7 protein-coding genes are annotated in these 13336 nt (G+C 44.4%); 5 read left to right on the top strand and 2 right to left on the bottom strand.

Features of this window, described 5'->3' with window-relative positions; all coding sequences use genetic code 11:
- Window positions 1–240: 240 nt before the first annotated feature.
- Entirely contained in the window at window positions 241–2112 is a 1872-nt protein-coding gene (locus HUS61_RS15800) for a monovalent cation:proton antiporter-2 (CPA2) family protein (RefSeq protein WP_175083097.1), read from the bottom strand.
- 234 nt (window positions 2113–2346) lie between these two features.
- On the opposite strand from HUS61_RS15800, the gene arfA reads away from it, so the two are divergent.
- From arfA to HUS61_RS15775, 5 genes are all read left to right on the top strand, one after another.
- Window positions 2347–2538 carry an alternative ribosome rescue factor ArfA gene (arfA, locus tag HUS61_RS15795; protein ID WP_175083096.1) on the top strand — a complete coding sequence of 64 codons (192 nt, stop codon included), beginning with the start codon at window positions 2347–2349 and terminating at the stop codon, window positions 2536–2538.
- A gap of 464 nt (window positions 2539–3002) precedes the next feature.
- Complete coding sequence (locus tag HUS61_RS15790; protein ID WP_175083095.1) at window positions 3003–6167, top strand: glycosyl hydrolase family 18 protein; 3165 nt, start codon at window positions 3003–3005, stop codon at window positions 6165–6167.
- Window positions 6168–6219: 52 nt separating this feature from the next.
- A complete protein-coding gene (locus HUS61_RS15785; RefSeq protein WP_175083094.1) occupies window positions 6220–7827 on the top strand; it encodes a lytic polysaccharide monooxygenase in 1608 nt (535 codons plus the stop codon).
- A 65-nt stretch (window positions 7828–7892) separates the two neighbouring features.
- On the top strand, window positions 7893–10526 hold the full coding sequence (locus HUS61_RS15780; RefSeq protein ID WP_175083093.1) for a glycosyl hydrolase family 18 protein: 2634 nt from the start codon (window positions 7893–7895) through the stop codon (window positions 10524–10526).
- A 510-nt stretch (window positions 10527–11036) separates the two neighbouring features.
- A complete protein-coding gene (locus HUS61_RS15775; protein WP_175083092.1) occupies window positions 11037–11789 on the top strand; it encodes an ABC transporter substrate-binding protein in 753 nt (250 codons plus the stop codon).
- Window positions 11790–11807: 18 nt separating this feature from the next.
- Here the strand turns inward: HUS61_RS15775 and HUS61_RS15770 are convergent, their stop codons facing one another.
- Window positions 11808–13313, bottom strand: coding sequence for a DUF2235 domain-containing protein (locus HUS61_RS15770; RefSeq protein ID WP_175083091.1), 1506 nt, complete (start codon window positions 13311–13313; stop codon window positions 11808–11810).
- Window positions 13314–13336 lie beyond the last annotated feature (23 nt).

The raw sequence follows: 13336 nt of genomic DNA, 5'->3' as shown, positions 1-13336 counted from the left end.
CGTAGGCGTTATGCTTGCATGGCGCGCGAAACAAGTTTCACGCCTACGTCTACTGGTTTTACATAGGTGTGGTGTTTGGGAGCTCATGGCTGAAGCCATTCCTACAAACGACATCAAATTCGTAGCAGCGATTTTATATCGCGTTTATTCTCACACCTAGCACCTAGCACCCAGCACCTCGCATCTCGTATCTCGCACCTCGAACCTAGCTCCTAGTCCCTAGTCCCTAACCCCTCGAACCTAGTCCCTTTTAACTCGCTCGCATATCTCGCGCATTTGTTGTTTTATTTCGGGTTCTTTTTCATCGAATAATTTGGTGATACGTTCGATATAGGCATGGTTTTCTTCGAATGGCACGCCGATCTCGTAGACATCGGCAGCTTCTCGTAGCATTTCTTTATCAAACTCACTGAAAATATCGACCATCTCTTGGGCTTTTTCTCGTTCAATACCGAGTGCTTCAAAGGCTGAACGGCCCATACGCATAGTGCTGTCGTAAGTTTCGCGAATAATATCTCGACAACCGTAAGCCCATAAATCGTATACATGATGGCGGTCTACAGCGCGGGCAACAACATGTAAATGCGGATAATTTTGCATCGCGTAACGAACTAATTTAGTTATTTGTTCGGCATCATCAAGTGCAACAACCAGCAGTTTTGCATCTTCAATGCCTGCAGCACTGAGTAGATCTGGTCGAGTGGCATCACCAAAAAAGTTACGAATACCAACACGCTCAAGGGCCTCAAGTTGTTTGTAGTTGTAATCAATCACGGTGGTTTTATAGCCGCCAGCTTGTAAAATACGGTCAACAAGTCCACCCATTCTGCCTGAGCCTGCGATGATCACATGGCTATCATCAGGGAACTCTTCTGTTTCTTTTCCTGCTTGCTCACAAATAAAGCGCGGTGCTATCACACGTTGATAAAGAATAAATAACCCCGGCGAAAGCAGCATTGATAAGGTCACAACCAGTAATAGTTGGTCGGCAACGGCTGCGGCTAAAACATTATTAGACACACTGTAAGCCAGTAGTACAAAACCAAACTCACCAGCTTGTGCAAGCCCTAGTGCTAACAACCAAAGTGCGGCGCCTCTTAAGCCAAAAATGCGGCCTAGAATTAATAGCACAACTGTTTTAGTTGCAATCAGTGCGCCGGTTAATAGCACGATTGTAGTTAGGTTATCTGCGAGTAATTGAAAATTGATACTTGCGCCAACGGTGATAAAGAATAATCCAAGTAATAGCCCTTTGAAGGGATCGATATTACTTTCAAGCTCATGTTTATAAGGTGAATTTGCAAGCACAACACCTGCTAAAAAGGTGCCAAGTGCAGGTGATAAGCCAACTAACGACATCATTAAAGCGATACCTATAACAAAGAATAGGGCTGTAGCGGTAAATAACTCGCGAAGCCGTGCAAGTGCAACAAATCTAAAAATCGGTGCGGTTAAGTAGTTACCGCCAAAAACGACGAGCGCAATCATACCTAAAGTAACCAGCGCTGCTTGCCAGCTCTCAAGGTTTGCTACCAAACTCAAGCCACCATGACCGTCTTCGCTTGCATGGGCTGTATCTGCAATGGCGGGTGCTAATTCAGGTAAAGCAAGCAAGGGAATAAACGCAAGCATAGGAATAACGGCTATATCTTGGGTGAGTAATACGCTAAATGAGGCTTGGCCGCCATCTGATTTTAAAAGCCCGCGCTCTGAAAGCGTTTGCAGTACAATAGCGGTCGATGAAAGCGATAATATTAAGCCTATTGTAAGTGCTGTTTGCCAAGCATGGCCAAATGCTAAACCAATCCCAGTAAACGCGGCAGCTGATAAAATCACTTGTCCGCCACCAAGGCCAATAAGTTGTTTTCGCATTGACCAAAGCGCTTTGGGCTCGAGCTCTAAGCCAACAATAAATAACATCATTACCACACCAAACTCAGCAAAATGCTGAATGGCAATCACATCAACATTTAAAAATGTCAGTGTTGGCCCAATAACAATACCTGCGAGTAAGTAGCCTAGCACTGAGCCAAGCCCAAACTTGCTGGCAATAGGCACGGCAATAATGCCTGCAATAAGGAAAATATAGGCGATTAAGAGAAAGTCAGTCATCGTAATCCTGTTTGTTTTTAATTAACTATGGTTGTTTTCGCTAGTTTTGCCAGCAGTTAGGTAATGAATGCAATCAAAATACGAATTTAGTCAGTAAAATGACAACAAGGCATGGTGTTTAGTCAAAACGAGTAAGACAAAATAAGGGGTAAAAAATCATCGTTTTTTCCTTAAAAATACTTGCGTAGCGCTAGGCTAGGTATATACTCGCAACACTTTAAATAGGAGCAAAAAATGAGCAAAAAGAAACAACGTACACAAGGCCTAGTTGATACTGGTCGTGGTGTAATTAACGATAACGTGTACGCCGCAATGGTGACATCTAAGCTGTTCACCGCAAAAGTAGAGAAACCTAAAAAAGGTAAAGGTGCATATCAACGTAAGGCAAAACATGCAGGACGAGAGTCCTATTTAATCGCTGCTTAATTAAGTTGTGATCAAATAGGATTTTTGTGAAAAGCAAACACTGAGTGTTTGCTTTTTTTATGACTAAATTTCGTGTTAAGAATAATTTTCACTCAATTTTTATAGAAATTTTTACCTGAAAACTAATTTATTCGTTATATACCCATAATCGATACGATAATTATTTTCGCCTACCCTCACACAAGTGTTGCTTGTTTTTTATACAAACTAGGAGTGGCGTGCTTTTCGTGGTTAAAATATTGTTAATTTTATGTTCATTTTTACTCGGTAGAATCACTCTCGTTTTTGCTTTTCGATAAAAATAATTAATTCTTTTTTAGTGTTTTTAACTAAATCATACATCAAAAAGTGTGTTTATTATACCCTTTATAGGTAAATGTAAGCTTGACGTAATAGCGCTTTGTGTTACTTTAAAGTTGAATTTGTAAAACAAATGTTATTAAAACTTTGGGCGGAGGGAGCGAATGAGCTCGCATAAATTAATAAAAAATGCCTTTAAACTGAGTGCGCTGTCACTAGGTTTATACGGCTTTACAGCACAGGCTGCGATTGATTGCAGCAACTTAGAAGTGTGGCAACAAGGGCAAACTCATGTTGGTGGTGATCGGGTTCAGGCACAAGGTAGCGCTTATGAAGCTAAGTGGTGGACGCAAACCAACCCTGTGGAGACTTCTGGTGTCGATCAAGAGTGGCGTTTATTGGGTGCTTGTGACAGCGTTGTCAATGAGAGTCAAGCACCTCAAATTAGCAGCTTAACACCCGCAGAGGGTTCTTTATTTACTGTAAGTGACAGCGTTGTCATTAATGCGGTCGCTGCTGATCCTGATGGTAGCGTGGCAAGTGTAGAGTTTTTTGTTGATGGTACATCGCTGGGTGTTGTGACAAGCGCACCTTATTCAGCGAGCTGGCAAGCAACGCAAGGCAGCCATGTGATTAGCGCGGTCGCAACGGATGATTTAGGGCTAACCTCTACAGCGGTTGCACATTCAGTGAGTGTGTCTGATGACGTTGAGCCGGTTAACCAAGCGCCAGTGGCAAGCATTGAATTTAGCTCACTGCCATCACAAGTAACTGTGGGTGACAGTTTGGTGTTTGCGCTTTCTGGCACTGATAGCGATGGCCAAGTGACTGCGTTATCGTTAACTGAAAACAGCACTGAAGTTCATCAAGCAAGTGCCGCTTCTTCAAGTTATACGTGGCAGGCTCCAGCACTTGGGCAATTTTCATTTACCTTAACGGTGACCGATAACGAAGGCGCGACGGATACACAAAGCAAAGTTGTTAATGTTGTTGAAGCAACAGAACCAGGTACAGATTGTAAACCACAAGGCTTATACCAAACACCGGGTGTGAATACCCCATACTGTAGCGTGTATGATGAAAATGGCCGCGAGAAAATGGGCGCCGATCATCCACGCCGAGTTATTGGTTATTTTACGAGTTGGCGAAATGGCGCCAATGGTCAGCCAAGCTACTTAGTTAACGATATTCCTTGGGACAAGATCACCCATATTAACTATGCCTTTGCGCATGTTGATGGCAATAACAAGGTCTCGATTGGTGATCCAAATGCAGCTGGCAACCCAGCGACAAACATGACTTGGCCGGGCGTTACAGGCGCTGAAATGGATCCAAGTTTTAGTTACACAGGTCACTTTAACTTACTCAATAAATTCAAAAAACAACACCCAGATGTAAAAACCTTAATCTCTGTAGGTGGCTGGGCTGAAACAGGTGGTTATTTTGGTGAAGACGGTACTCGCGTAAACAGCGGTGGTTTCTACACGATGACAACCAATGCCGATGGCTCAGTGAACCAAGCGGGGATTGATGCCTTTGCGAAAAGTGCCGTTGAGTTTATTGAAACCTACGGTTTTGATGGTGTCGATATTGATTACGAATACCCATCGTCAATGAATGACTCAGGCCACCCTGATGATTTTCCTATCTCTAATGCGCGTCGCGCAGGCCTTAATGCCTCGTATCGAGTATTGATGCAAAAACTACGTGAAGAACTTGATATTGCAGGTGAAAAGGCAGGTAAGCATTACTTGTTAACGATTGCTTCGCCATCTTCAGGTTACTTATTACGTGGCATGGAAACATTCCAAAGCGTGAAGTATCTCGATTACGTTAACATTATGTCTTATGACTTACATGGTGCATGGAATTCACATGTAGGCCATAACGCAGCCTTGTTTGATACCGGTCTTGATTCTGAATTAGCGCAATGGGGCGTTTATACCACCGCTGAGTTTGAAGGAATTGGTTACTTAAATACGGATTGGGCTGTGCGTTATTTCCGCGGCGCGGTTTCTGCGGGTCGAATCAATATTGGTATTCCATATTACACTCGTGGCTTTAAAGATGTGTCGGGTGGTACTAATGGTTTATGGGGCCAAGCAGCGCTGCCAGATCAATCAAAATGTGCGAAAGGGACTGGCGTTGGTGAGAAAAACCAATGCGGTAATGGTGCACTTGGCATAGATAACCTATGGCACGATAAGAACGATGTGGGTGAAGAAATGCCAGCAGGTTCGAACCCACTATGGCATGCGAAAAATCTCGAAAACGGCATTAACCCTTCTTACCTTGAAATCTATGGTCTAACGCCAGAAACCGATGCAGATGATGTGTTAACAGGTACTTACACACGTTACTACGATGATGTAGCAGTTGCTCCATGGCTTTGGAATGCAGAGAAAAAGGTTTTCTTATCAATTGAAGATGAGCAATCAATGGCAACCAAAGTTGATTATGTTATCAACAATGGCCTTGGCGGCATCATGTTCTGGGAACTTGCCGGTGACTATGATTATGACTCAGCGAAAGGTGAGTACTTCATGGGCTCAAGCTTAACCACACTTGCTTACGATAAATTTAACCAAAGTGGTGTGGCTTACAACACTCATCAAGGCAATGTCGATTTTACCCTGCCAAGCGAAGCGGTTGACGTAAGCTTTACAGTGAAAGACTTCCCAATTGGTGATGATAACTACCCAATTTCACCTACATTCGCATTCACGAATAACTCAGATATCGACTTAAGCGGCGCGAAAATCAGCTTTGATGTGCCCGTTTCTACCTCGGCAATTTTCAAATCAAATTGGAATGCACAAGAAAAGCTCGGCATGGCTGTTGAAGCGAATGGCTCGAATGCAGCTGGCGATAATATCGGCGGCTTTGAAAATGAGTTCCATCGTTTTTCAATCACCTTAGTGAATGAGTGGGGCGGTATCGAAAAGTCATTTAACACAGGTGAAACCGTTGAGGCACAAGTTATGTACTACATGCCAATTACGGGGCCAACTAACTTCACGATTGAGAAAAATGGCAAAACCTACGCCTTCAAATACGAATACCCAATGCTACCAGATGGCACTGCTGGCAGTGGTGATACTGGCGGTGACACCGGTGGTGATACGGGTGGCGAGGGAAGCTGTAATGGTGTTGATGTAGCAAGCATCCCTGTATATCCAAATTGGCCGCAAACTGATTGGGCTGGTAATCCAAGCCATGCTGTTGGCGGCGACCTAATGAATCACAACAACGTAATTTACGAAGCAAAGTGGTGGACGAGCACAGAGCCAGGCACATCTGCTGACTGGACGGTGAGTTGCACGCTTTAACCAACTAAGCGGAGCAAGGATTTTGCTCCGCACTTCTACAGCGAGAACAACAATGAAAGTAATGAAATCAAAGGCATTGTCTTTATCGGCAGTGGCAACCAGCATGCTGATTGCCTGTGCATCAAGCCATGTGAATGCCCACGGATTCTTAGAAAGCCCAAAGGCACGCCAAGCATTTTGTAATGCTGATGGCGGGTACTGGTGGCCTGCTGATGGCACAGGGATCCCTAACCTCGCTTGCCGCGCAGCATTTGTTGAAGCAGGACATGTGCAGTTTGTGCAAGATATTGAATTTTCAGCTAATACTATTGATTACACAAACCTAGAGGCAGTAAAGCAAAGTGTACCTGATGGCCGATTATGTGCCGCAGGCGACCCAGAAAAACGCGGCATGGATTTACCTTCAGCGCATTGGCAACGCAGTGAGGTTATCCCTAATGCAAATGGCGATATTTTAGTGCGCTTTTTAGCGAGTACGCCGCATAACCCGAGTTTTTGGCAGTTTTACTTAACAAAACCGGGCTTTGATAGTGCGACTCAAGTGCTTACTTGGGATGATCTAGAGCTTGTTGAAGAGTACGGCAATCTTGATTTTAGTATTGATGCTAACAACGATCGTTACTATGAAATGAGCGTGTCTATTCCACAAGGGCGCAGTGGCGATGCCATTTTATACACGCGTTGGCAACGAGATGATGCCGGTGGCGAAGGCTTCTACAACTGTAGCGATATTAATATCGTTAGCGATGCGACCCCGACAGAGCCAAGCGATTGGACAGTAATCAGCTACTTTGTTCGTCAAGGACAAGATGCTGAGGTTGGTGGTAGTGTGTCAGCTCGGTTATTTGATGAAAATGGCCAAGAGTTACTTACTCAACAAATGCAGATCACAGCTGATAATCAAGCTAATTGGCAGGCTGAATTTGCAGCGCTGTTAAACCTTAATTACGCGCACTTAGTTAATATTGGCGTGCAAAATAGCACTGGAGATATTGCCTTTGATGCGTCTGATTTAATGACTAATCAAGTCTTTACAACGAATGCAAACTACAGCTTTGCACTAAGCGTACAAGCGTCTCCTGACAATACCGCGCCAATTATTCATCAACCAGATGACCTTCAAGTCGAAGAAGAGAGCAGCACCGCGATACACCTGCACGCCTTTGATGATCAGCAAAGCACCTTAACTTATAGCTGGGATGTACCTGCACCACTGAGCTTTACGGGTAGCGATGCCAACATCACGCTAAACGCCCCCGCTGTAGATGCTGATACAAGTTACACCGTAAGTGTATCGGTGTCAGATGGCGAGCTCACAAGCCAAGTAAGTTTTACCGTGACTGTACTTAATAGCACTGTGGTCGACCCTGATCCTGTTGATCCGAGCGTGCCTGCTTGGAATAGCACAAGCCAATACAACACGGGCGATAAAGTGAGTTTCAACGGCGGCGTTTACAGCGCGAAATGGTGGAATCAAGGCGCACAACCAGACAGAAGTGATGCATGGCAGCTTGAATCTGGCAGTGCATCAATCGAGTGGAACAGCGGCAAAGCCTATCAAGGCGGCGACGAAGTAACCTATCAAGGACAGCGCTATCGAGCGCAGTGGTGGACCCAAGGAGATGTACCGGGTGCCAGCCAAGTATGGACAGAAATCTAAAGTTTTGTAGTTCAAACTTTATCAATAACAGCGTAACGCTATATAAAAACAGATAAGAGAGAATCATGAATATAAAACAATTAAGCGCAGCCATTGGTGTTGCACTCTTTGCAAGTGCAGCGAATGCAGCTCCTTCAACACCAACCATTATTTGGGAGCCACAAGAGTACTCATTTGTTGAGGTTGATCTTGAAGGTACAGGTTCATATAAGAGCTTGGTGAACCGCGTTGATGAAGTCACTATCAGCATTGAATGGAACGCATGGAGTGGGGATGGCGGCGACAGCTATAAAGTGTACTTCGATGATATGTTGGTTAATGAAGGCTCGCTCGCAGCAGGCACTAAAAGTGGTGTTATTAGCTTCCCGTATGATAAAGCAGGTCGTCACACATTATATGTAGAACTATGTGAAGGTGGTACCACCTGTGCTCGCAGTGAAGGTAAGCCAATTGTTATTGCCGATACAGATGGCGGTCACTTAGCGCCATTGCCGATGGATTATGATCCAAACAACCAAGATATTGGTACCAAAGACGGTCTTGTAACCGGTGCCTACTTTGTAGAATGGGGTATTTATGGCCGTGATTATGATGTAACTAATATTCCAGCGCAAAACCTCAGTCATATCTTGTATGGGTTTATTCCAATTTGTGGACCTAATGACTCATTAACTGGCGGTCCTAAAAACGCGCTAAATACGGCGTGTGAAGGCTCGCAAGATTTTGAAGTGGTGATCCACGACCCATGGGCTGCGATTCAAAAAGCACTACCAGGTGTTGATAGTAATGACCCAATTCGTGGTACGTATTCGCAATTAATGGCGTTAAAGCAGCGTTACCCTGATCTGAAAATTTTACCATCAGTAGGTGGTTGGACTTTATCAGACCCATTTGCTTACTTTACCGATAAAGCAAATCGCGACACGTTTGTGGCATCAATGGAAGAATTTTTAAGAACGTGGAAGTTCTACGACGGTGTTGATATTGACTGGGAATACCCAGGTGGTCAGGGTGCTAATCCAAACTTAGGCGACCCAGTTGCTGACGGCCCAGCATATGTTGCGTTAATGCAAGAGCTGCGTGCGATGCTTGATAAGCTTGAAGCCGAGACAGGTCGTGAGTATGAGTTAACATCAGCGATTGGTGCAGGTTACGACAAAATTGAAGATGTCGACTACTCACAAGCTCAACAATATATGGATTACATTTTCTTAATGAGCTACGACTATTATGGTGCATGGAGCAATGTAACGGGCCATCAGGCTGCGCTTTATTGTTCATCGCATTTCCGTGTTGGTCAGTGTGATGGCACGGGTGTTGATGAAGAAGGCGTTCCATATAAAGGTCCTGCTTATACAACTGATAATGCAGTGCAAAATCTACTTGCGCAAAACGTACCATCGAAGAAAATCGTGGTAGGTGCTGCTATGTATGGCCGTGGCTGGGAAGGTGTTTATCCAGAAAACGCGACTATCGCTGATAACCCAATGACAGCCCCTGGTAATGGCAAACTTAAAGGCACTACAGCGCAAGGTGTATGGGAAGACGGTGTTATTGATTATAAAGGCATCAAAACTTACATGTTGGGCGCTGCAGAAAATGGCATCAATGGGTTTGAAACAGGTTATGACGAACAAGCCGAAGCCGCTTATGTATGGAATCGTAGCAACGGTAAATTAATTACATACGATAACCGTCGTTCAGTTTTGGCAAAAGGTGCTTATGTGAATCAATATAACCTAGGTGGCCTATTTGCATGGGAAATTGATGCTGATAATGGTGATATTCTTAATGCAATGCATGAGGGGTTAGGTGGTACAGTCACTGAGCCTAGCAATAGAGCGCCCGTGCTTTCTGTATCAAGCACAGTATCTGTAAACTCTGGCGAAAGTGTATCTGTTAGTGCATCGGCAACTGACGCTGATAACGATCCACTAAGCTTTAGCTGGACAGCTGACAGCGCATTAACAGTAACCGGTGAAAATTCAAATACCCTTGTAATCACAGCGCCATCAGTGACTGCTGATACGCAATACACGGTTGCTGTGAGTGTGAGCGATGGCCAGGCAAGTGTAAGCCGTAACGTTACAGTGAATGTTGTAGCACCAACAACAGGTGAGAACCAAGCCCCTGTGGTTGCGGCAATTGCAGATAAAACAGTGGCTGAAGAGGCGAGTGTGGCTGTAGCGGTTTCGGCATCTGATGCTGATGGCGATGCGCTTTCATACAGCTGGACAGTACCTGCAGGCTTAACGTTAGTGGGTTCAGGTGCTGATGTAAGTTTACAAGCGGGCAGCGTTGATGCAGATACTAGTTATGTTGTATCGGTTTCGGTAAGCGATGGTCAAACAGCAACTGCAGTGAGCTTTAATGTCACCGTGACAGATTCTGGTACAACAACTCCGCCAGATGGTGAAACCACATGGGATGCAGCGGCGACTTATGTTGGTGGTGATACGGTGATTTATAATGGCGTAGAATACACCGCTAAGTGGTGGACACAAGGTGAGCGCCCTGATTTAGGCGGCCCATGGGAAGCAACTTCACAACCAACCGACGGAAATGGTGATGTTGTCTGGCAAGCTGCGGGTATCTACAACGGTGGCGACCAAGTCACTTACCAAGGTAATAAATACGAAGCGAAATGGTGGACTCAAGGAGACGAGCCAGGTGTCGCGGATGTATGGAAAGCACTTTAAGTGTAATAACCACATTTAATGCCCATCATTAAAATGTGATTTCCCTTCAAAGCAGCCGCATGGCTGCTTTTTTGTGGGGGGAAGTTAGAAAGAGTAAAGTTAGAAAGGGGAAAGGGGAAAGAAGCTTTCAGCTTTCAGCTTTCAGCCTTCAGCGGTCAGTCGACCTGTGGGGTTGGTCAGGTCGAGTGTTCTTCTCAGCGATTTAAGCTTTGTAGGAGGTACTTTAGTGCCGAATCAAACATGAATAAGAGCGGTCAACCTTCAGCCGCGCGAAACAAGTTTCACGCCTACGGGGGAAAACATAGGCGCTAGGTTCTGGGTGCTAGGACGCGATGTAAAATCGCTGCTACAGACTCGCACCTCGTATCTCGTATCTCGTACCTCGCAACTTTACTCTTTCCCCTTGAAACTCGCTAACTTATGGTTTCCCACTTCACACATTGGTCTTTCAGACATTATCAACCATACTTGAATAATATGATCTGTAAGTATTTAAACTAAGGTGGCTTAATGGGGTTAAAAGCGCTGTTTTTACTTGTTGTTGCTGTATTGAGTAACTCGGCTTTTAGCTGTGATAAAACCTTAAAAGTGGGGATTAGTCAGCAGTGGGCACCTTATGCTTTTAAGCAAAATGGCAAGCTCACCGGCATTGATATTGATGTGGTTAATTTAGTGCTAAAAGAGGCAGGATTTTGCGCTAAATACGTTGTTATGCCTTCATCTAAACGGGGCTTTGCAGAGCTTAAGCACGGTAAAGTCGATTTACTACCGGCAGCAAGCTATAGCACAGAACGTGACTCTTTTAGTTTCTTTTCAGAGCCTTACCGTAATGAAGTGATGCGCTTGTTTTGGTACCCGCATAGCCGGTTAGAATCTCTTGATTTACAAGGGCTGCTCGAACATCAGCAAGTTATTTTAACTAACAGTGGTAGTTACTTTGGCCCTGACTTCACTCATTTTAAAGAAGACGCAAAATATAAAGAACAACTCGTTACTGTGTCATCTTTGCGTCAGCGTCTCGCAATGCTAGTTGCTAGGCGGGTCGATTTTTTTGTTGATGATGAACTAGCTGGTTTATATTTAATTCAAAAAAATAATCAGCAGGGTATCGAGCTGCATCCGTATATTGTCAATAATGACAGCGTTTATTTTATGCTGAGTGAAACAACCCTGTTAGCAGAAGACAGAGCGGCTATTAACTCAGCAATTTTAAACAACCAGCAAGCGATAACTGAGATCATCGCTCGCTATGTTAAGTACTAAACTATCCCAAACACTAAATTATCCTAAACGAGTCACCCGCAGTTTAATCCGTCCCGCATTCGCCCCATAAAAGCGGTTTAGGTCGTTAGCAAAAGGGCAAAACTCGCCTGATTTAGCAATACGAATATCAGCACCCTCAGCAATTTCAAACAAATGTTCGTCGTTGGTATCAATAGCGCCAATCAACGCAAACCATTGTGCGTGGGGTAAACGTCTAAACGGTTCAAGCACGGCCATTGGGATTTCTTTCACCCCAAGTTGGATATTGTCACGGTGCCAGCCCGCAGGGCCGCAACTAATGCCGTCGTCATACCAAGTTTGTTCTGGATAAGGCGTAAATCGGTAAGTACCACCTTGCTCTAACATTAAGCCTGTGTGGTTGTATTTTTCGGCGCCATACACAAACACATCTTTACTTTCGTCTATGCTCAGCACCGTCATATTTTGTTTATCAAGCGCAATATGTGGGCTTAAGCCTTTAAAGTTTAAGCGTGTTTCGTCATTATAAAGTACGTCGTAATGAAGGCTCTTTAACGACTCAGGGCGATAGCTAGTTAAACGATTAATACGCTCTGCGACAGTGTAATGAATGGTTGGCGCGAGCGTGCTTTGTTCGTTATCAACCAATACACAGCATTCGCGATCTACAAGTTTAAACAAAGGGTTAAACCAAAAATAGTTTTGCTGATGACTCAGTGCCAGCGGATCTGGTGTAACGGTGACATCATCTTGGGCAATGAGGTTACGATGCTCTGCTGGGAGCAGAGTGTTGTAATTGATATCCGCGCTGGTAAGTAAGTTTAATGCAACGGTTTGTTCTATCAGCCACTCAATCGCATAGCGCAGGCAAATGTCGGCTAAACCATCACGATAATAGCCACCACCCACATCTGAATGAGCGCCCGCAAACCAGATCTCTTGTACATGCGGTGCACTATTAATAAGTGTGGGTTCAAATGCACGGCGCTTTTCATCAAGTGCGACACAATGAAGGGCTGCTTTTATATTGCTTGCAAGTGTGTAGTTTTCAAAAATAACATGCTCAGCACCGCGGGTTGCTTTTGTTACTTTTGAAAAACCAATAGATGCAACGGTATCAAATACACATAAGTAAACATCATCACTAATAAGTGGCTCTAAACATTTGGCAAAGCGCCTAGCAAGAGCAGCACCTCGGCTAAAACCAGTTAGTAGTATTTTATCACCTACAGTGTAGTAGCTTTTAAAGTCGCTCATAGCACGATTTAAAATGCTGGCAACATCATCGCCTCTTGGTGCAAGGGCTTGATTGAATAAACGTCGAAAGCGGCTACCTTGGGTGCCTATACCCTGATAATAAAAGCTAAGTTGAGTTGGAAATGGTGTTTCGGGCTCGCTATTGAGTGCGCCACCAAAAAGTAAATGAAGTTTAAGAATATTAGAAATACTGGCGTCTTCTTTGAAGTGTGCAGCGCTGAATTGTTCAGCATCACGAGGTTCGCTGCCTGTGCCATCAAAGTTGAAAATCAGCGTTTTAGCGGTCATAGCGTCATTCCTTTAGTGGTTTG

The organism is Pseudoalteromonas sp. 0802, assembly GCF_013350085.1.
In the GTDB taxonomy this organism is placed as follows: Bacteria; Pseudomonadota; Gammaproteobacteria; order Enterobacterales; family Alteromonadaceae; genus Pseudoalteromonas.
Note: the sequence above shows the minus strand (reverse complement) of the source record. Positions and strands in the feature narration are given on the sequence as shown.